This window comes from Pantoea vagans (genome assembly GCF_004792415.1).
Taxonomy (GTDB): Bacteria; Pseudomonadota; Gammaproteobacteria; order Enterobacterales; family Enterobacteriaceae; genus Pantoea; species Pantoea vagans.
The window spans coordinates 96226-116406 of the sequence record NZ_CP038853.1 but is presented as its reverse complement, the minus strand read 5'-3'; the positions used below and the strand labels follow the sequence as shown (position 1 = coordinate 116406).

Below are 20181 nucleotides of genomic sequence, written 5' to 3'. Positions count from 1 at the left end.
TTTTTGGGAAGAACAGAAGATGTCCACCACTCCTCAGCCAGACCAGCCTTCCGCCACGAAAAGTGAACTGATTTATCGTCTTGAAGATCGTCCACCCCTGCCACAAACGCTGTTTGCCGCCGGTCAGCACCTGCTGGCAATGTTTGTCGCGGTTATTACGCCTGCGATTCTGATTTGTCAGGCGCTGGGCCTGCCTGCAGAAGATACCCGGCACGTGATCAGTATGTCGCTGTTTGCATCGGGCGTGGCATCACTGCTGCAAATCAAAACCTGGGGACCAGTGGGTTCGGGCCTGCTGTCGATTCAGGGCACCAGCTTCAACTTCGTGACGCCTCTGATTATGGGCGGGATGGCGCTGAAAAATGGCGGTGCTGACGTGCCCACCATGATGGCGGCTCTGTTTGGCACGCTGATGGTAGCCTCCTGTACCGAAATGGTGCTGTCGCGCGTATTGCATCTGGCGCGCCGGATCATTACCCCACTGGTTTCCGGTATTGTGGTGATGATTATCGGCCTGTCACTGATTCAGGTCGGCCTGACTTCCATTGGCGGCGGTTTTAGTGCGATGAACGACCATACCTTTGGCGCACCGAAAAACCTGATGCTGGCCGGAGCCGTGCTGCTGGTGATCGTGCTGCTGAACCGGCAGAAGAATCCCTACCTGCGCGTCGCCTCCCTGGTGATTGCCATGGCGGTGGGCTATCTGCTGGCCTGGGCGATGGGCATGCTGCCTGCAGCAGGTATTCCTGCTGATCAGCCGTTAATCATGGTGCCAGCGCCGCTCTACTACGGACTGGGCTTCGACTGGAATCTGCTTATCCCGCTGATGCTGGTATTTATGGTCACCTCTCTGGAGACCATCGGCGATATCACCGCCACCTCGGATGTTTCAGAGCAGCCGGTGAGCGGACCGCTCTATATGAAACGCCTGAAAGGTGGCGTGCTGGCGAATGGTCTTAACTCCTTTGTCTCCGCGCTGTTTAACACCTTCCCTAACTCCTGCTTCGGTCAGAACAATGGCGTGATTCAGTTGACCGGTGTGGCCAGCCGCTACGTGGGCTTTGTGGTCGCACTGATGCTGATTGTGCTGGGGCTGTTCCCGGCGGTCAGCGGTCTGGTTCAGCTCATTCCTGAGCCGGTACTCGGCGGCGCAACCATTGTGATGTTCGGCACCATCGCCGCCTCGGGCGTTCGCATCGTGTCACGCGAGCCGCTTAACCGTCGCGCCATCATGATCATCGCGCTGTCGCTGGCGGTGGGGCTGGGTGTTTCTCAGCAACCCTTAATCCTGCAGTTTGCGCCCGAGTGGCTGAAAACCCTGCTCTCTTCCGGCATTGCGGCGGGCGGCATTACCGCCATCGTGCTCAACCTGATTTTCCCGCAAGAGAAGTAAGTCCACGGGCAGGCTTCGGCCTGCCTGCTAATTATTCGGATTTACATCCAGGCTGTTGAGCTGTAACGGTAATTCAGGCATAACAACCTCTCACCGGATTTAACTCGGGAAGGATGCTATGAAATTTCTTGGAAAGTTTTTCCTCACCTTACTTTTGCTGCTGCTTTTCATCCTTGTGGTGATCTATGTCTTGCTGCAGACACAGTGGGGTGCAGGCTGGTTTAGCCGTTGGGTGAGCGACAAAACCGAATGGCATCTCTCCCTGAGTAAAATTGAACACAATTTCTCTTCTCCCTCTCACATCATTCTGGATGACTTCAGTTTTGGTCATGATGGGCAGCCTGCGGTTCTGGTAGCGAAACGGGTCGATCTCGGTCTGGCGCTGATTCAGTTCAGCGATCCGCTGCATTTCAGCAGTCTTGAACTGCGCGACGGGGAAGTGAATCTGGCCAATCTGACGCCAGGCAGTACGCTGCCCATTCAGGCCGATCGCCTGCAGCTCAATAACATGCGTATCGACAGCCCCAACAGCACGTTACCGCTGTTTGCTCAGCAGGTTAATGGCGGCATTCTGCCATGGAAACCCACAGCCCTTGATATGCTGGGCCGCGATGCCCGCTTCCAGATGAGCGCAGGCAGCATGACGCTGAATAAGGTGCCAGCTGAAAACGTCCTGATTCAGGGCAGTGTTTCCCAGGGTCGGATGCGCTTTGACAATATTGGTGCCGACCTGGCGCGTGGCTCCATGACCGGCAACGGTGAGCGCGATGCCCAGGGCAACTGGAAAATTAATCAGCTGCGACTGAATGACATTCGTCTGCAGACCGCCAGCAGCCTGAAAGATTTCCTGCATAGCCTGCAGGTGGTTCCCTCAATTGCGATTACGCGCCTCGATATGACTGATGCCCGCCTGCAGGGGCCTGACTGGGCGGTGACAGATCTTGACCTGACGCTGAGAAACGTTAACTGGCAGGGCGATGACTGGCAGAGTAATGATGGTTCGCTGGCGCTGAATGCCAGCAATTTTATCAACGGTGGATTCGAGCTTAATGACCCTATCGTTAACCTGGATTTCTCGCCGCAGGGCCTGGCGCTGACGCAGTTCAGTTCACGCTGGGCGAACGGGGTGATTCGTGCTGACGGTGACTGGTCACGCAGCGATAAACGCCTGACGCTGAAAAATCTGGCTGTTGCCGGACTGGAATATACCCTGCCGCAGGACTGGCGCGACCGCTGGCAGGCGGCACTGCCCGCGTGGCTGGATAGCGTAGCGGTGACGCGTTTCACCTCTAATCGTAACCTGATTATCGACATCAATCCGGCGTTTCCCTTCCAGCTGACCTCACTGGATGGATCCGGCGAGAACCTGCTGCTGGCACAGCAGCATCAATGGGGGATCTGGTCGGGTAAGCTCAGCCTGAACGCGGCAGAGTCGACCTTTAACCGCACCGATCTGCGTCACCCGTCGATTGCGCTGAGTGCCGACCCGCAACAGATTCAGGTGACCGAGCTGAGTGCGTTCAGTAACAAGGGCCTGCTTGAAGGGACGGCTACCGTCGGCCAGCAGCCAGCCCGTCCGCTTACGCTGCAACTGACGGGGCGTGCAGTGCCGGTGAATGTGTTGCAGAACTGGGGATGGCCCGCATTACCGTTAACTGGTGACAGCAATATGCAGCTGCAACTGAGCGGCGCTTTAGCCGCAGGCCAGCCATTACGCCCGACTGTTAATGGCACGCTGTCGGTAACAACCGACAGTCAGCAGGTGCAGCAGACCATGCAGGCTGGCGAGGTACGTTGATAAGATAAGGGCCGCAAATGCGGCCCTTATGATTAATTGATACGGGCGCCGGAACCGCCCTCTTCCAGCGGCCCATCCGGATCGGCTGGCAGAACGATGTAAACGCTCTCAAACACCGCGCCACATTCATCATCGCCAAACAGCTCCACTTCAAGCTGAACGCGTGCTTTACGTCCGCGTGCCAGACGGTCAAGGTCGCCGCTTAGTGAGCCGAGATCGGCAATCGCGCCAGGCCGTCCGCTAATCGGACGGCTGTAGCGAATGTGCGCATCTGCCAGAATAATGGTGCCGCCGAGATGGCGCTCGCGCAGCAGCAACCAGATCAATCCCCAGCCGGTCAGCGTGGCAAGCGAGAACAGGCTGCCGGCGAACAGCGTGTGATGTGGATTCTGGTTGCCCGCTTCAGGCATGGTGGTGATAAATTTCTGCCCGGTAAACTGCAGGATACGCACACCCATCTTCTCGCTGAGCGGAATATGATTATACCAGGCCTGTTGCAGCTGACCGCACCAGTCGGCGCGATGCAGGATATCATCAAGCGTAACGACCGGCTTGATCATCAGAAAGTGGCGTAACGGCGTCGTCTGCGGCGCGGTAATCTCACCCTGATTGATATAGCCGAGCTTAGCGAAGAAGGCGACCGCATCTTCGCGGGCGCTGCAGGTTACCCGCTTCGCCCCTTCCTGACGCGCTACCGACTCCAGGGTCATCGCCATCAGCGTACCCAGCCCTTTGCCCTGCACCGACGGATGAACGGCCATGAAGCGGATAGCGGCCTCATTGTCGGCGTTGATGTAGAGACGGCCTATGGCGACCGGATTCCCCTGCTCATCAACCACCATCTGATGATGCGCCAGGGCATCCCAGGCGTCACGTTCCGACCCCTGCGGCTGACGCAATGGTTTACGCAACATTTCCCAGCGGAACTGATAATAGATATCCAGCTCTTCCGCCGTCTGTGGCACGCGAAGGTGATACATGTAATGTTTCTCCCGCTCGGATAGATGGCCTGTTCCCTGCCGCTCCGCTTGCGATCTCACACCTGTAACCAGAACGTCACAGGACCATCATTCACCAGCGAGACCTGCATATCCGCCGCAAAACGGCCATTCGCCGTGGTCATGCCCTGCTGGCGACAGTAATCGCTGAAGTAGTCATACAGGCGTTCGGCCTCAGCAGGCTCCGCGCCACCTGAAAAGGAGGGGCGCATTCCTTTTTGCGTATCTGCGGCCAGCGTAAACTGCGACACCACCAGCACGCTTCCGCCCGCCTGACAAACACTCAGGTTCATTTTGCCCTGTTCATCACTAAAGATGCGATAGCCCAGTACGCGTTCTGCGAGACGTTCCGCACGCGCATTGTCATCACCCTTTTCCACGCCCAGCAAAACCAGTAAACCGGCACCGATTTCGCCGATTACGCTGTGATCGACGCTGACGCTGGCGCGCTGCACGCGTTGAATCAATGCAATCATGTTTCCTCGCGTTGTTCTTCTTTGTGCTGCTGTTTTAACTGCCGATAGTCGGCTAACGCGACGGTAATTTCAGCGCCTAACAACACAATACACCAGGTCCAGTAGACCCAGAGAAACAGAATGGGGATCACGGCCAGTACGCCGTAGATCAGCTGATAAGAGGGGAACATAGTAACATAGAGCGCAAAGCCCTTTTTACCCAGCTCAAATAGCGCACCCGCCACCAGCGCGCCAATCAGCGCATCGCGCGGCGGCACCCGCTGGGTGGGTACAATGCTGTAGAGCAACCAGAAGGCGAGCCACGACAGCAGAAGCGGGAAAATGCGCAGCATCTGGTCGACCAGGCTGGTGACGCCGGTCGCATTAATCCAGCGCAGTGACAGCAGATAGGAGCTGATCGCCAGGCTGGCACCGGCCAGAAGCGGGCCGAGCGTCAGGATCATCCAGTAGACCGCAAAGGAGTAAACCATCGGTCGCTTCTTGTTGCTGCGCCAGATGGTATTCAACGCGGTATCGACCGAATGCATCAGCAGTAAGGCGGTCACGATCAGGCCGATGGCCCCGACCGCCGTCATCCGGTTGACGTTAGCCACAAACTGCTCAAGATAGCGTTGCAGCGTGTTACCGGCTGCGGGCATCAGGTTGTTAAAGACAAACTGCTTCAACTGCACGCTGATATCTGAGAAGACCGGAAACGCAGCAAACAGCGCAAACACCACCGCAATCAGTGGTACCAGCGCCAGCAATGAGACATAGGCCAGATTACCAGCCTGCGTCGTCATGCCATCCTCATCTATGCGTTTCCACAACAATTTGAGCCACAACCAGAACGCATGCAGCCCGGGACGAAATTTACGTGACATCATGAGTTACGGTTGACCTGCAAACCAGTCAGGTACCGTTTTACTGTCAGTAACCAGTACACTTTCAATGCCCAGGGCGCGCGCCGCCTCAATGTTATCCGGGTTATCGTCGAAAAACACCGCCTGATCGGCAGTCACACCCTCCGCGTCCAGCACATGCTGATAAATCCGGGCTTCCGGTTTACGCATACCCAGCTCCTGCGAGAGATAGAGTTTGTCAGCTGCCTGCTGTACGTCGGGATACTGCGTCGGCCAGAATTCACAATGCAGCTTATTGGTGTTAGAAAGGATCACCACCCGATGACCTTCAAGCCGCAGCCGATTCATCAGCGCCAGGGTTTCAGGACGCACGTCTACGAAGACCGCCTGCCAGCCAGCAGTAAACTGTTCATAACTCAGCGCGATTTCCAGCTTTTCACACAGCGCCAGCGCGAAGTCTTCATCGCTGAGTTCTCCACGTTCGTGTTGTTCAAACGCTTCATCCATCTGGAAATGGCTTTGCAGCGAGGCCAGCGGCACACGGCTAAGGTCACTCCAGACACCCAGCACGCGGTTAAAGTCGATATCAATAATCACGTTGCCCAAATCAAAGATATACAGCATGGTGTGTCTCCTTCTGTTCCCTGGAGTATTCACTCTAGCGGCAAAAGTGCAGGCTGAACAGGCACGCGTGGAGAGAAAAGCGTAAACGCCAGAAGGTGGATAGAACGCACCCAAATATTTACTGGCCCGACTGGAGAAGCCGGAATTTCAGGCAAAAAAAAGCCCCGCATGCGGGGCTTTTTATCAGTTAAAGGCGCACTTATGCGTCTTTAGGACCACGTGAAGCACGTTTACGGTCGTTTTCAGTCAGGTGACGTTTACGGATACGCACTGACAGTGGTGTTACTTCTACCAGTTCGTCATCATCGATGAACTCGATAGCCTGTTCCAGCGTCATTTTCTGCGGTGGAACCAGCGTCGTTGCTTCATCAGTACCGGAAGCACGCATGTTGGTCAGCTTCTTACCGGTCAGACAGTTTACGGTCAGGTCGTTAGAACGGCTGTGAATACCGATGATCTGGCCTTCATAGACTTCTGCACCGTGACCCAGGAACAGCTTACCGCGATCCTGCAGACCGAACAGGGCGAACGCGACGGCTTTACCCTGACCATTAGAGATCAGTACGCCGTTCTGACGCTGGCCCACTTCGCCTGGACGGATATCGTCGTAGTGGCTGAAGGTAGAGTAGAGCAGACCGGTACCGGACGTCATAGTCATGAATTCGTTACGGAAGCCAATCAGGCCACGGCTTGGGATCACGTAGTCGAGACGTACGCGGCCTTTGCCATCCGGATCCATGTTTTTCAGATCGCCTTTACGCTCGCCCATGGCTTGCATAACGGAACCCTGATGCGTCTCTTCGATATCCAGCGTAACGTTCTCAAATGGCTCTTGTTTACGGCCATCGATTTCACGGAAGATAACTTTCGGACGGGATACCGCCAGCTCGAAACCTTCACGACGCATGTTTTCGATCAGGACTGACAGGTGAAGTTCACCACGACCTGATACGCGGAAGGCGTCAGAATCTTCAGTTTCTTCAACACGCAGTGCGACGTTGTGAACCAGTTCTTTGTTCAGACGCTCAAGGATCTGACGTGAAGTCACGTACTTACCTTCTTTACCGCAGAACGGTGAGGTGTTGACGTTAAAGAACATGGTTACAGTTGGTTCATCGACGCTCAGTGCTGGCAGCGCTTCCACATTCTGCGTGTCACAGATAGTGTCGGAGATGTTCAGCTCGCCCAGACCGGTGATAGCAATGATATCGCCCGCTTCTGCCAGATCGCTATCGATACGCTCAAGACCCAGATGAGTCAGGACTTTACCGACTTTAGCGTTACGGGTTTTGCCTTCGCTATCGATGATAGTGACTTGCTGGTTAGGCTTAACTTTACCGCGCTTGATACGGCCGATGCCGATCACACCCAGGTAGTTGTTGTAGTCCAGCTGAGAGATTTGCATCTGCAGTGGGGCATCAGCCTCAACCTGCGGAGGCGCAACGTGATCAACGATAGCCTGATACAGCGGGGTCATATCGTCAGCCATGTCGGTGTGCTCAAGACCCGCAATACCATTCAGCGCAGAGGCGAAAATGATAGGGAAGTCGAGCTGCTCGTCAGTGGCATCCAGATTTACGAACAGGTCAAATACCTGATCCACAACCCAATCCGGACGCGCACCCGGGCGGTCTACTTTGTTGATAACCACAATCGGCTTCAGACCATGCGCGAACGCTTTTTTGGTCACGAAGCGGGTTTGCGGCATAGGGCCATCCATCGCATCTACAACCAGCAGCACCGAGTCCACCATGGACATGACGCGCTCAACTTCACCACCGAAGTCGGCGTGTCCTGGGGTATCAACGATGTTGATACGGTAGTCATTCCACTTAATGGCGGTGTTTTTTGCGAGGATGGTAATCCCACGCTCTTTCTCCAAATCATTGGAGTCCATCACGCGCTCGGTTGCTTCGGTACGGGCATCAAAAGTACCGGATTGTTGCAGCAGTTTGTCAACCAGGGTGGTCTTTCCATGGTCAACGTGCGCGATGATGGCGATGTTACGCAAATTTTCGATCACAGCTTTGCCTCAGGCATTAGAAATAGCGCGGTATTGTACACGGATTAAGCGGAAGACTGAACAGGATCACACTTTTCACTGAAAGTTTATTGCATCGGCGCAAATTTGCCCTGTTCCCGGTGCAGAAAATGCACTAAGTTGGTCCTGCGCACCAAAATAGTGCTAATAAATCACCATTAAGCACCACATTGGTGCAATAAGACCATCGTGGTGCAGGCGCTTTATGACAAAAAGGTGCATCACAAGGCGATTTAAGCAACATCAAAAAAGTTGGCACAGAATTCGCTTTATCTAAATCAAGCGTAAACGCCAGACAGATGTCGGTTGAAGAGCGTGCCGGGTGAAGTTGGTCAGGGAGGTGTTTTCCCGCAATGGATTCCGGAAACGACGTTTCCTCGCCATGTAGATAATGAAAGACCATTTCCAGGAGAGTTGAGTATGTCCGCTGAACACGTTCTCTCGATGATGAACGAGCATGAAGTTAAGTTTGTTGACCTGCGTTTTACCGATACCAAAGGTAAAGAACAGCACGTTACGATCCCTGCTCACCAGGTTAACGCTGACTTCTTCGAAGAAGGCAAAATGTTCGATGGTTCGTCTATTGGCGGCTGGAAAGGCATTAACGAATCAGACATGGTGCTGATGCCTGACGCCACCACGGCAGTCATGGATCCTTTCTTCGAAGATTCTACGCTGATCATCCGTTGTGACATTCTTGAGCCAGGCACTATGCAGGGCTACGACCGCGATCCACGTTCTATCGCTAAGCGCGCTGAAGATTACCTGCGCTCTTCTGGCATCGCGGATACCGTGCTGTTTGGACCAGAACCTGAATTCTTCCTGTTCGATGACATCCGTTTCGGTTCATCGACGTCCGGCTCACATGTGGCTATCGACGATATCGAAGCGGCATGGAACACCGGTAAAGAGTACGAAGGCGGTAACAAAGGTCACCGTCCAGGTCTGAAAGGCGGCTACTTCCCGGTTCCACCGGTTGACTCATCGCAGGACATCCGTTCTGCCATGTGTCTGACCATGGAGCAGATGGGCCTGGTTGTTGAAGCGCATCACCACGAAGTGGCGACCGCAGGTCAGAACGAAGTGGCAACCCGCTTCAACACCATGACCAAAAAAGCGGACGAAATTCAGATCTACAAATATGTCGTTCACAACGTTGCGCACGCTTACGGCAAAACGGCGACCTTTATGCCGAAGCCAATGTTTGGCGACAACGGTTCAGGCATGCACTGCCACATGTCACTCTCTAAAGGTGGCCAGAACCTGTTTGCTGGCGATAAGTACGGCGGCCTGTCTGAAATGGCGCTGTTCTACATCGGCGGTATCATCAAGCACGCGAAAGCGATTAACGCCCTGGCGAACCCGACAACCAACTCTTACAAGCGTCTGGTCCCGGGTTACGAAGCACCGGTTATGCTGGCTTACTCTGCCCGTAACCGTTCTGCCTCAATCCGTATCCCGGTTGTTGCCAGCCCGAAAGCTCGTCGTATCGAAGCGCGCTTCCCGGATCCAGCCGCTAACCCATACCTGGCGTTCACCGCGCTGCTGATGGCTGGCCTGGATGGCATCATCAACAAAATCCATCCTGGCGACGCGATGGATAAGAACCTGTATGACCTGCCACCGGAAGAAGAAGCTGAGATTCCAAAAGTTGCAGGCTCACTGGAAGAAGCGCTGAATGCACTGAACGAAGACCGCGAGTTCCTGACTCGTGGCGGTGTATTCACAGACGAATCGATCGATGCTTACATCGAACTGCGTAAAGCAGAGATGGATCGCGTTCGCATGACGCCACACCCGGTTGAGTTCGAGCTTTACTACAGCGTTTAACTGGTCAGACGTTTTTGTTGCCGTGGAAACTTTTAGCCCATCTTCGGATGGGCTTTTTTCTCCGCGAATTCACCGTTCATTCGCCCTCTTTTCGGCTTAAAGACTAAAATGCACCTGACTGGTGCAGAGGAACGTTGTATGGCAACTGGCTCTCTGCCCGATGCAGGGCAGATTCTCAACGCGTTAATCAACAGTATTTTGTTAGTGGATAACGATCTGGTTATTCATTACGCCAATCCGGCGGCGCAGCAATTACTGGCGCAAAGCTCACGCAAATTGTTCGGCACACCATTACCGGAATTAACCGGCTACTTTTCGCTGAATATTGAGGTGATGCGCGAGAGTCTTGAGGCTGGCCAGGGATTTACTGACAGTGAGGTCACGCTGGTGGTAGATGGTCGCGCACATATTATGTCGCTGACCGCCCAGCGGTTACCCGATGGCTTAATCCTGATGGAAATGGCGCCGATGGATAATCAGCGTCGCCTCAGTCAGGAGCAGTTACAGCACGCGCAGCAGGTCGCCGCTCGCGATCTGGTTCGCGGTCTGGCCCATGAGATTAAAAATCCGCTGGGCGGATTACGCGGCGCGGCACAGCTTCTATCCCGCGCCCTGCCCGATCCGTCACTGAATGAATACACCAAAGTGATTATTGAACAGGCCGACCGGTTGCGAAATCTGGTGGATCGTCTGTTAGGACCGCAGCAGCCAGGCATGCACATCACGCAGAGCATTCATCAGGTGGCCGAACGGGTGGTCAATCTGGTGTCGATGGAGCTGCCGGAGAATGTTTCGCTGGTACGGGATTACGACCCCAGCCTGCCGGAACTGCCGCATGACCCCGACCAGATTGAACAGGTGCTGCTTAACGTGGTTCGCAACGCACTTCAGGCGCTGGGCGACGACGGTGGCACCATTGTTATCCGCACCCGCACCGCTTTCCAGTTGACGCTGCACGGCACGCGTTATCGCCTGGTGGCACGTATTGATATTGAAGATGATGGCCCCGGCATTCCGGCCCAGCTGCAGGATACGCTGTTTTATCCGATGGTCAGCGGACGTGAAGGCGGAACCGGTTTAGGCCTCTCCATCGCCCGTAGCCTGATTGATCAACATTCAGGAAAAATAGAATTTAACAGTTGGCCGGGACACACCGAATTTTCGGTTTACCTGCCTATTCGCCAGTGAGGTTTCTATGCAACGAGGGATAGTCTGGATCGTCGATGACGATAGCTCCATCCGCTGGGTGCTTGAACGCGCGCTCACTGGAGCCGGTTTGAGCTGTGCGACCTTTGACAGCGCAAGCGAGGTGCTGGATGCCCTCTCAACAAAGACCCCGGACGTTTTACTGTCAGATATTCGCATGCCCGGTATGGATGGCCTGGCGCTGCTGAAACAGATTAAACAGCGTCATCCGATGCTTCCGGTCATCATAATGACGGCGCATTCGGATCTGGACGCTGCCGTCAGCGCCTATCAGCAGGGTGCCTTTGATTACCTGCCTAAACCGTTTGATATCGACGAAGCGGTGGCGCTGGTCGAGCGAGCCATCAGTCACTATCAGGAACAGCAGCAGCCGCGAAATCAGCCGGTCAGCGGACCTACTACCGATATCATTGGTGAAGCGCCGGCGATGCAGGATGTGTTCCGTATCATCGGCCGGTTATCGCGCTCGTCGATCAGTGTGCTGATCAACGGTGAGTCCGGTACCGGTAAAGAGCTGGTAGCTCATGCGCTGCATCGCCATAGTCCGCGTACCAAAGCGCCTTTCATCGCGCTGAACATGGCGGCCATTCCCAAAGATTTGATTGAGTCCGAACTGTTCGGTCACGAGAAAGGTGCCTTTACCGGCGCAAACCAGATCCGTCAGGGCCGTTTTGAGCAGGCGGATGGCGGCACGCTGTTTCTGGATGAGATCGGTGATATGCCGCTGGATGTGCAGACCCGTCTGCTGCGCGTGCTGGCCGATGGCCAGTTCTATCGCGTTGGTGGCTATGCGCCGGTAAAAGTGGATGTACGTATTATCGCCGCAACCCACCAGAATCTGGAGTTACGCGTACAGGAAGGCAAGTTCCGTGAGGACCTTTTCCACCGCCTGAATGTGATTCGCGTGCATCTGCCACCGCTGCGTGAGCGTCGCGAGGACATCCCGCGTCTGGCACGTTACTTCCTGCAGGTGGCGGCCCGTGAGCTGGGGGTGGAAGCGAAGATTCTGCATCCGGAAACCGAGACAGCCTTAACCCGTCTTCACTGGTCCGGTAACGTTCGTCAGCTGGAGAACACCTGTCGCTGGCTGACCGTGATGGCGGCGGGCCAGGAAGTACTGATTCAGGATCTGCCCGGAGAACTGTTTGAATCCAGTACCCCGGAAAATCCGGTGCAGTCGCTGCCTGACAGCTGGGCAACACTGCTGGCACAGTGGGCCGACCGCGCCCTGCGTTCCGGTCATCAGAATCTGCTGTCAGAAGCCCAGCCAGAGATGGAGCGTACGCTGCTCACCACTGCGCTGCGTCATACGCAAGGCCACAAGCAGGAAGCAGCACGTCTGCTGGGCTGGGGACGAAACACGCTGACGCGCAAGCTGAAAGAGCTTGGCATGGAGTAAGCGGTTCGGTACGGGCTGGCAGATGACGCCAGCCCGTTTCTTCAGATAACGCGCGAGAACTGCTGCTGACGCGCTTTCTGACGCAGATAGCGATCAAAGCACATGCAGATATTACGAATCAGTAACCGGCCAATCCCCGTCACCTCCAGCCCGCCAGCCGTTTGTACCACCAGCCCGTCGGCAATTAACGGTTTCAGCAGCGCCAGATCCTCAGCAAAATAGTCGCTGAAGCAAATTCCCCATTGCGCTTCTGTCGCGGCAAAATCCAGCGAGAAGTTACAGATCAGCGTTTTAATCACGTCACGACGCAGGCAGTCATCGTCGGTTAAGGCGATGCCGCGCCACAGGCCATTCCCCTGCTGTTCTACACAACTGTACCAGGTATTCAGGTCTTTCTGGTTCTGCGCATAACTGTCGCCAATCATGCTGATGGCAGAGACGCCAAGCCCCAGTAAGTCACTGTCGCCCTGCGTCGTGTATCCCTGGAAATTGCGATGCAGCTGCCCTTTCCGCTGCGCGATGGCCAGCTCATCCTGCGGCTTCGCAAAGTGATCCATCCCGATAAACTGGTAGCCCTGCTGAGTCAGCGTCGCGATGGTCTGCTGTAAGATATCCAGCTTTTGCTGAGCGGAGGGCAGTTCGTCCTCTTTGACTTTACGCTGTGCCGCGAACATCGCTGGCAGATGCGCATAGTTAAACACGCTAAGGCGGTCGGGATTGAGTGCCAGTACCCGCTCCAGCGTCCAGGCAAAGCTGGCTGGCGTCTGCAGGGGCAAGCCATAGATCAGGTCGATGCTGACAGAGCTGAAGCCCTGTTCACGGGCGCGTGCCATCAGGCCGAAAATCACCTCTTCGTCCTGCACCCGGTTAACCCGTTCCTGCACCGCTTTATTGAAATCCTGCACGCCCATGCTCAGACGATTGAATCCCAGCGATCGCAGGTGATCAATCATATCCAGCTCAATTTCACGGGGATCAATCTCGATCGACATTTCAACATCGCTGGCCACGGTGAAGTGTTGCTTCAGCAAACCCACCAGCCGTGAAATCTGCGCATTGTCGAGAAAAGTTGGCGTGCCGCCGCCCCAGTGAAGCTGCGTGACCTGACGCTGACGAAACAGCGGCGCACGCTGAATGATCTCCTGCTCAAGCACATCCAGATAACGGTCCGCTTTGTGGCGCTGACGGGTCACAATCTTATTGCAGCCGCAGAAGTAGCAGAGACGATGGCAGAAGGGAATATGGACGTAGAGTGACAGCGGACGGTCAGGGTAGCGCGCCACGGCTCGCTGAAAATCGCCTTCCGCATAGTGCTCGCTAAACTCCAGCGCGGTGGGATAAGAGGTGTAACGCGGGCCGGCATAATTGTACTTTTCAATTAACGTCTGATCCCACTCAATCTGCTGCGATGGCATGCTCACTCCTTCCGGTGACGTCGTCTGAGAGAAGGTCGCGAAGAAGAGGAGATGAAAGGTGAGCGGGATGAGACCCGACGTAAACGTTGCTTCAGCCGCGACAGGCGTCGTAGTTTAAACAATAACCACAGCAGATAACATGTCGCCAGCAGCGCGAAAATTGATCCAGGCCAAAACATTGTTGTTTACCTGATAAGTTCGGCATGCGGAAACCGCATGCCAATCAAATCTGCTTAGTTGCCCTTCAGCAGACGGTACATATCTTCTTCAGCCTGCTCATCGTCAGCATCATCCATCACAATGCCTAACTGCTCCATCAGTTCGTCGATACGATCCAGCGAGGCATCCAGCCAGCCCTGATCTTCAGCCGACAGCGTTTCGCCATTTTCCAGACGATCCAGCAGCGCATCCAGACGCTCGTCATTTTCCAGCTTCGCCAGCTCTTCTTCGGGCGTCAGACGCACTTTCTTCTCAGCTGCCGGTTTTGCCACGCTTTTCTTTGGCTTAACGGCTGCGGTTTTCCCCTCAGCAATCAGGGCCACCGGTTTTTTACTGCCGATACGCGGATCTTTTACGCTGCTCTCCTGACGTCCGCCGTTGCTTTCGGAGGCAGCCGGATTAGCACGGCTGCCAGATGCGTGTCCGCGATGCTTTTTATCACGTTTGCGATCGCGTGCTTCATGGTTGATATCGTCACGCGATTTGCGTTTGGCTTTGACGGCAGGTTTGCCGTTAGCAGCTCGTGCAGGTTGCTTCATAGTATTCGGTCCCGGCTTTTTTTATTCAGTATAGAATTGCGGCGAAATCTAGCAGAAACCAGACAAAGAAAAAAGGCGACAGCTCAAGCTGTCGCCTTATTTCATACCTTCATAAGAAGGAATCATGTTTTAAGTCCTTTTCGGCTCGTAACATCCCGGTCAATCCCGCGCCTGCTCAACTCCTGAGCTTTTCCTTATCCCTGTCTGGCCGTATCCCTGACCGTTTCCATTCCACCGCTCGTTGCCTTCCTGACATCCCTGAGCGCATCATCCTGATGTGTGCTGCCGTTCACTGCACAATAATGTAGACCAACTGGTAAAAGCCTCAAGTCGGTGTCAAAAATAGTTAGTTCAAAAAAAGAACGATTATTGTCAACATTATGAATTTTAATGTTTTTTATTTTTAGTAATTAAAGTAAAAAGAGAAATAACCTGCAGCCTGAATGGCAAATCTCTTACACACTTTGTTATCAAGATGTGATTGAGCACTTTCGCGCCATAACGCGTATAATCGCCGCCATTGCCTTAATGCGTTTTCTGGAGTGTTACCTTGTCTGAATTGAATTATCACGTTACCCACTTTGTCATGAGCGCGCCGGATATCCGTCATCTGCCTGCCGATACCGGAATTGAAGTGGCTTTTGCTGGCCGTTCGAACGCGGGAAAATCGAGTGCGCTGAATACGTTAACCAATCAGAAAGGTCTGGCACGCACCAGTAAAACGCCGGGACGTACGCAGCTGATTAACCTGTTCGAAGTGAAAGAAGGTAAGCGTCTGGTCGACCTGCCCGGTTACGGTTATGCCGAAGTACCGGAAGAGATGAAGCTGAAGTGGCAGCGTGCGTTAGGAGAATATCTGCAAAAACGTCAGGCCCTGAAAGGACTGGTCGTGCTGATGGATATCCGTCATCCTCTGAAAGACCTTGATCGACAGATGATTCAGTGGTCAGTAGAAAGCGGTATTCCGGTGCTGTTGCTTCTGACCAAAGCAGACAAACTGGCCTCAGGTGCCCGTAAAGCGCAGCTCAATGTCGTGCGTGAAGCCGCACTCGAATTCGTGGGTGACGTGCAGGTAGAACTCTTCTCCTCGCTGAAGAAAATCGGCGTGGATAAGGTTCGTCAGAAGCTGGACAGCTGGTTTAATACGCTTGAACCGGCGGTTGAGGATCAGGACGGGGAAGAGTAACTGGCAACACGGTGCCGCTGAAGCTGGCGGTGCAAAAAGCCCAATAAAAAACGCCCCAGTCACAGAATGACTGGGGCGGCTAAATTCAGCCAAATCCGATTACGTGAAGTAAAAGGTCTGAAAGATAGAACATCTTACCTCTGTACCCTACGCGAAGAACTTTACCTGATTTTCTGTGCGTGACAAAGGCTTTTTTGTTGCTTACTTACATCAAACAGGGCTTTTTTTACCATACACATCACAAAAATAGCGTTGTGATGTAGTTAAATAACGAAAAAAGTGTTTAGCCGATAAGCAGTTAGAAAAGCGCGTAATCTCAGTACCAGCGCTGGCCGGGTTAAACCAGGCAATTAAACGATTTACTTATACCTGATTAAGGGTCGATTCCGTTCTGTGGAACCGACCTGAAGCCGTGAATCAGTGGGCTTCATCCCAGTTGTCACCCACCCCGACTTCAACCAGTAAAGGCACGTCGAGCTGCACGCTACCCTCCATCAGCGCGCGGATTTTCTGGCTGGCTGCTTCAACGGCCTCCGCTTTCACTTCGAACACCAGTTCATCGTGAACCTGCATGATCATTCTGACACTATTGTCGTTTTGCTGTTCCAGCCACGCATCAACAGCAATCATCGCCCGCTTGATAATATCTGCTGCCGTTCCCTGCATCGGCGCATTGATCGCGGCACGTTCAGCGGCTTTCCGGCGAATGGCATTGCTGGATTTAATATCCGGTAACCACAGTCGACGGCCTTCAATCGTTTCGACATAGCCTTTACTTGCCGCCAGCTGACGGGTGTTCTCCATATAGCGCAGTACGCCCGGATAACGTTCAAAGTAGAGGTCCATATACTTTTTCGCTTCGCCTGCGCCAATGTTCAGCTGACGCGACAGACCAAATGCACTCATGCCATAGATCAGACCAAAGTTGATCGCTTTCGCACTACGGCGCTGTTCGGCGCTGACCTTGTCCAGTGGTACACCAAATACTTCGGATGCCGTGGCACGGTGAATATCTTCGCCCTGGGCAAAAGCATCCAGTAATCCTTTATCCTGAGAGAGATGCGCCATGATACGCAGTTCGATTTGCGAATAGTCTGCCGCCACAATGCGATAACCTTTGGCCGCGACAAAGGCCTGACGGATTCGGCGTCCTTCGTCATTACGCACCGGGATGTTTTGCAGATTCGGATCGGCAGAGGATAAGCGACCGGTTGCGGTAACGGCCTGATGATAAGAGGTATGCACCCTCCCGCTCAGCGGATTGATCATCAGGGGTAATTTATCCGTATAGGTCGACTTAAGCTTGGATAAGCCGCGATGTTCCAGAATCACTTTGGGCAGCGGATAGTCGAGTGCCAGCTCAGCTAACACCTCTTCGCTGGTTGACGGCGCACCGCCCGGTGTTTTCTTCGTCGGTTTGATACCCTGTTTTTCAAACAGGATCACCTGCAGCTGCTTGGTGGATGAGAGGTTGAAGGGTTCTCCCGCCAGCTCATGTGCTTTTAATTCAAGCTCAGCCAGTCGGGCAGTCAGCTCTTTCGAGTGTTGCGCCAGAATAGCCTGATCGATTAACACGCCATTGCGCTCAATCCTGGAAATGACCGTCAGTAACGGCATCTCAATCTGCTCAAAGACTTTTCTCGGGCCCGCCTCTTTCTCCAGCTCTGGCCACATCTTCAGATGCAACTGCAGGGTCACATCGGCATCTTCGGCAGCATAATGGGATGCCTGCTCCAATGCGATTTGATTGAACGTCAGCTGATTTTTGCCCTTACCAGCGATCTCCTGAAAGGTGACCGTTTTGTGGTTAAGCCAGCGAGCAGCCAGGCTATCCATGTCATGTTTACCCACCACGCTGTTGAGAATATAGGACTCAAGCATGGTGTCGAATTTGATACCGGCCAGTTCAATATCGTAGTTTTTCAGTACGCCACGATCGTATTTCAGGTTCTGGCCCACTTTCCAGGCGCTGTCATCTTCCAGCAGGGGCTTGAGCTGTGCCAGAACGGCCGCGCGATCCAGTTGGTCAGGCGCATCGAGATAGTCGTGGGCAACCGGCAGGTAGGCGGCTTCGCCGGGCGCAATCGCGAAGCTGATGCCCACGATGTTAGCGCTCAGGGTATCCAGCGCGTCGGTCTCCAGATCAAAGGCAAAGACCTCGCTTTTTTTCAGTTTCTCCAGCCAGCTGTCGAAAAGATCCTGATCCAGAATGGTGACATAATTCTCGGTCGGTAATACGCTGCTGGTTTCAGGCACAGCAACCGGCTCATCAGAGAGCGCTTTCTGTGCCTGAGTATTGCTCTTCTTGCCCTGCAGCCATTTCCCATCCTGCAGGTCGCTCAGCCAGCGTTTGAATTCGTACCGACTGAACAGGGCCTGCAATGCTTCGACATCGGGTTCCGTGACCGTAAGCTCTTCACAGGGCAGCGCCAGCTCAACGTCGGTCTTAATGGTCGCCAGCTGGTAAGAGAGGAAGGCCACATCCCGATTCTGCTCAAGTTTGGTCGCCATGGTTTTGGCACCACGGAACCCGAGATCGGCTACCTTGTCCAGATTGTCATAGATGGTCTGCATGCTGCCCAGACCCTGCAGCAGAGCCTGTGCCGTTTTCTCGCCCACGCCGGGAACGCCAGGGATGTTATCTGAGCTGTCGCCCATCATGGCCAGAAAATCGATGATTAAGGCCGGTGGCACACCATATTTCTGCTCGACCTCTTCCGGCCCCAGGATGGTGTTGCTCATGGTGTTAATCAGCGTGATGGCTGGCGTGACCAGCTGCGCCATATCCTTGTCGCCGGTGCTGATCAGCACTGAAAGCCCTTTTTTCTCCGCTTCCAGCGCCAGCGTACCGATAACATCATCGGCTTCAACGCCGCTCACAGCCAGTAGCGGCAGACCCATCGCCCGCACCATCTCATGCAGCGGCTCGATTTGCGCCCGCAGTTCGTCAGGCATCGGCGGACGATGAGATTTATAATGCTCGAACAGCTCATCCCTGAAGGTTTTGCCTTTGGCATCGAACACCACAGCAACGTGACTCGGATTATATTGCGCCAGCAGGCTTTTCAGCATGTTGAGCACGCCGTACATGGCGCCAGTGGGTTCACCTGCACTATTGGTCAGCGGCGGAAATGCGTGATACGCGCGATAAAGATAGGATGAGCCATCGACCAGAATGAGGGGATTTTCTGCTATTTGCGCCATAAGTCTGTGTTGTCTTCGTTGCTATGGGTTGGTCTATAAGGATGCCACAAGCTGGCGGAAATGGTGAACTAAGGCGCAGGATATGTCGCGTTTTTAACGGTTCTGGAGGAAAGATCGCAACGATCATTCTGTGGATAACTTTGTGCGTAAAAATTATATCGCGCTGTTATTCAGGATCCTGAATGATTTAACCACTGATAAAAACAATAATTTTCAGTGTCTTATTTAATTTCCGTGACCCGATCGCCATTTTTAATTACGTGATCCCTTGTGTGGATATTAAATTTATGCCCTGGAGATGGACAAAATTTACGTCTCTGTTTAATGGCATAAAAAAACGCCAGCAGAGCTGGCGTCAGATGGGGTGGTAAGGCAGATTACTTCTGGCTTACGAGGAATTTAACCACGTTCGCGTAATCAGCAACGAAATTGTCCATAGAGCTGGTATCGAGGCCGCCGTTGTTCACCATATATTTGCCATTTACGAACATCGCTGGCACACCGCGCAGATCAACATCCGCAGCCGCTTTCTGCTGTTGTGCAACCAGCGCTTTTACGGCAAAGCTGTTCCAGGCAGCATCGTAGTCAGCAGCGGAGATACCGGCCGCTTTAACAAAAGTCTCTTTCAGACTGGCAGGATCGGTAATGGTCTGCGTTTTCTGAATGCCATCAAAGATCGGTGCAGTCACCTTATCTTCAACGCCCAGCGCCATGGCGACAGCCCAGGCCTGAGTCACAACCGGTCCCAGATCACCACCAAGGAAATCGACGTGGTATTTCACCAGCTTTGTATCAGCAGGCAGATTCTTTTTCACCGCGTCATTAACGTGATAAATACGTTCAAACTGATAGCAGTGCGGGCAGAAGAAGGAGAAGAACTCCATCACCTGAGGTTCACTGGCCACAGGTTTTGGCAGACTCACATATTGTTTACCTTCAGTGAACTGGGCAGCAGACGCGCTGAATGCCAGCACTAAACCCATCAGTGCAAACCAAATTTTTTTCATCGTG

Annotated in this window: 16 protein-coding genes; 6 read left to right on the top strand and 10 right to left on the bottom strand. The window is 53.9% G+C overall.

The features are described from left to right. Positions 1-19 precede the first annotated feature (19 nt). Both EGO56_RS00530 and EGO56_RS00520 read left to right on the top strand, forming a co-directional pair. Entirely contained in the window at positions 20-1393 is a 1374-nt protein-coding gene (locus EGO56_RS00530; RefSeq protein ID WP_135907417.1) for a nucleobase:cation symporter-2 family protein, read from the top strand. A gap of 118 nt (positions 1394-1511) precedes the next feature. Beyond that, positions 1512-3191 carry an AsmA family protein gene (locus EGO56_RS00520; RefSeq protein WP_135907416.1) on the top strand — a complete coding sequence of 560 codons (1680 nt, stop codon included), beginning with the start codon at positions 1512-1514 and terminating at the stop codon, positions 3189-3191. Positions 3192-3223: 32 nt separating this feature from the next. Here EGO56_RS00520 and fabY read toward each other — a convergent pair whose 3' ends face one another. From fabY to typA, 5 genes are all read right to left on the bottom strand, one after another. Continuing rightward, positions 3224-4171 carry a fatty acid biosynthesis protein FabY gene (gene fabY, locus EGO56_RS00515; protein WP_135907415.1) on the bottom strand — a complete coding sequence of 316 codons (948 nt, stop codon included), beginning with the start codon at positions 4169-4171 and terminating at the stop codon, positions 3224-3226. Between the two features lie 56 nt (positions 4172-4227). Further along, the gene (dtd, locus tag EGO56_RS00510) at positions 4228-4665 is read right to left on the bottom strand and encodes a D-aminoacyl-tRNA deacylase (RefSeq protein ID WP_135907414.1); all 438 of its coding nucleotides are present in this window, start codon (positions 4663-4665) and stop codon (positions 4228-4230) included. Next, positions 4662-5531 carry a virulence factor BrkB family protein gene (locus EGO56_RS00505; RefSeq protein WP_135907413.1) on the bottom strand — a complete coding sequence of 290 codons (870 nt, stop codon included), beginning with the start codon at positions 5529-5531 and terminating at the stop codon, positions 4662-4664. The genes dtd and EGO56_RS00505 overlap by 4 nt, the downstream gene beginning before the upstream one ends. Before the next feature lie 3 nt (positions 5532-5534). After that, positions 5535-6131 (bottom strand): glucose-1-phosphatase, encoded by a 597-nt coding sequence (gene yihX, locus EGO56_RS00500; RefSeq protein WP_135907412.1) that lies wholly within the window; start codon positions 6129-6131, stop codon positions 5535-5537. A 199-nt stretch (positions 6132-6330) separates the two neighbouring features. Next, on the bottom strand, positions 6331-8154 hold the full coding sequence (gene typA, locus EGO56_RS00495; RefSeq protein ID WP_013359532.1) for a ribosome-dependent GTPase TypA: 1824 nt from the start codon (positions 8152-8154) through the stop codon (positions 6331-6333). Between the two features lie 438 nt (positions 8155-8592). On the opposite strand from typA, the gene glnA reads away from it, so the two are divergent. The 3 genes from glnA to glnG all read left to right on the top strand — a co-directional run bounded on the left by glnA (position 8593) and on the right by glnG (position 12607). Then, positions 8593-10002, top strand: coding sequence for a glutamate--ammonia ligase (gene glnA / locus EGO56_RS00490; protein WP_013359533.1), 1410 nt, complete (start codon positions 8593-8595; stop codon positions 10000-10002). A gap of 138 nt (positions 10003-10140) precedes the next feature. Further along, positions 10141-11190 carry a nitrogen regulation protein NR(II) gene (gene glnL / locus EGO56_RS00485; RefSeq protein WP_013359534.1) on the top strand — a complete coding sequence of 350 codons (1050 nt, stop codon included), beginning with the start codon at positions 10141-10143 and terminating at the stop codon, positions 11188-11190. Between the two features lie 7 nt (positions 11191-11197). Beyond that, complete coding sequence (glnG, locus tag EGO56_RS00480; RefSeq protein WP_010258440.1) at positions 11198-12607, top strand: nitrogen regulation protein NR(I); 1410 nt, start codon at positions 11198-11200, stop codon at positions 12605-12607. A gap of 41 nt (positions 12608-12648) precedes the next feature. On the opposite strand, the gene hemN is transcribed toward glnG, so the two are convergent. Beyond that, positions 12649-14022, bottom strand: coding sequence for an oxygen-independent coproporphyrinogen III oxidase (hemN, locus tag EGO56_RS00475; RefSeq protein ID WP_135907411.1), 1374 nt, complete (start codon positions 14020-14022; stop codon positions 12649-12651). Between the two features lie 233 nt (positions 14023-14255). Next, positions 14256-14780: a Der GTPase-activating protein YihI gene (gene yihI, locus EGO56_RS00470; RefSeq protein ID WP_135907410.1), complete on the bottom strand. Its 525-nt coding sequence runs from the start codon at positions 14778-14780 to the stop codon at positions 14256-14258. A 550-nt stretch (positions 14781-15330) separates the two neighbouring features. Between yihI and yihA the strand changes: the two genes are divergently transcribed. Then, the gene (gene yihA / locus EGO56_RS00460) at positions 15331-15966 is read left to right on the top strand and encodes a ribosome biogenesis GTP-binding protein YihA/YsxC (RefSeq protein ID WP_013359537.1); all 636 of its coding nucleotides are present in this window, start codon (positions 15331-15333) and stop codon (positions 15964-15966) included. A gap of 85 nt (positions 15967-16051) precedes the next feature. Here the strand turns inward: yihA and spfP are convergent, their stop codons facing one another. From spfP to dsbA, 3 genes are all read right to left on the bottom strand, one after another. Beyond that, positions 16052-16099: a small protein SpfP gene (spfP, locus tag EGO56_RS22720; RefSeq protein ID WP_071892919.1), complete on the bottom strand. Its 48-nt coding sequence runs from the start codon at positions 16097-16099 to the stop codon at positions 16052-16054. A 284-nt stretch (positions 16100-16383) separates the two neighbouring features. Next, positions 16384-19170 (bottom strand): DNA polymerase I, encoded by a 2787-nt coding sequence (gene polA, locus EGO56_RS00455; protein WP_135907408.1) that lies wholly within the window; start codon positions 19168-19170, stop codon positions 16384-16386. Between the two features lie 377 nt (positions 19171-19547). Next, on the bottom strand, positions 19548-20177 hold the full coding sequence (dsbA, locus tag EGO56_RS00445) for a thiol:disulfide interchange protein DsbA (protein WP_061061160.1): 630 nt from the start codon (positions 20175-20177) through the stop codon (positions 19548-19550). Positions 20178-20181 lie beyond the last annotated feature (4 nt).

Bases quoted from the DNA above. Each gene is read 5' to 3' on its own strand.
- EGO56_RS00520 (WP_135907416.1), top strand. From the start codon at position 1,512: ATGAAATTTCTTGGAAAGTTTTTCCTCACCTTACTTTTGCTGCTGCTT.
- yihI (WP_135907410.1), bottom strand. From the start codon at position 14,780: ATGAAGCAACCTGCACGAGCTGCTAACGGCAAACCTGCCGTCAAAGCC.
- glnL (WP_013359534.1), top strand. From the start codon at position 10,141: ATGGCAACTGGCTCTCTGCCCGATGCAGGGCAGATTCTCAACGCGTTA.
- EGO56_RS00505 (WP_135907413.1), bottom strand. From the start codon at position 5,531: ATGATGTCACGTAAATTTCGTCCCGGGCTGCATGCGTTCTGGTTGTGG.
- EGO56_RS00530 (WP_135907417.1), top strand. From the start codon at position 20: ATGTCCACCACTCCTCAGCCAGACCAGCCTTCCGCCACGAAAAGTGAA.
- dsbA (WP_061061160.1), bottom strand. From the start codon at position 20,177: ATGAAAAAAATTTGGTTTGCACTGATGGGTTTAGTGCTGGCATTCAGC.
- fabY (WP_135907415.1), bottom strand. From the start codon at position 4,171: ATGTATCACCTTCGCGTGCCACAGACGGCGGAAGAGCTGGATATCTAT.
- yihX (WP_135907412.1), bottom strand. From the start codon at position 6,131: ATGCTGTATATCTTTGATTTGGGCAACGTGATTATTGATATCGACTTT.
- hemN (WP_135907411.1), bottom strand. From the start codon at position 14,022: ATGCCATCGCAGCAGATTGAGTGGGATCAGACGTTAATTGAAAAGTAC.
- polA (WP_135907408.1), bottom strand. From the start codon at position 19,170: ATGGCGCAAATAGCAGAAAATCCCCTCATTCTGGTCGATGGCTCATCC.
- glnG (WP_010258440.1), top strand. From the start codon at position 11,198: ATGCAACGAGGGATAGTCTGGATCGTCGATGACGATAGCTCCATCCGC.
- glnA (WP_013359533.1), top strand. From the start codon at position 8,593: ATGTCCGCTGAACACGTTCTCTCGATGATGAACGAGCATGAAGTTAAG.
- dtd (WP_135907414.1), bottom strand. From the start codon at position 4,665: ATGATTGCATTGATTCAACGCGTGCAGCGCGCCAGCGTCAGCGTCGAT.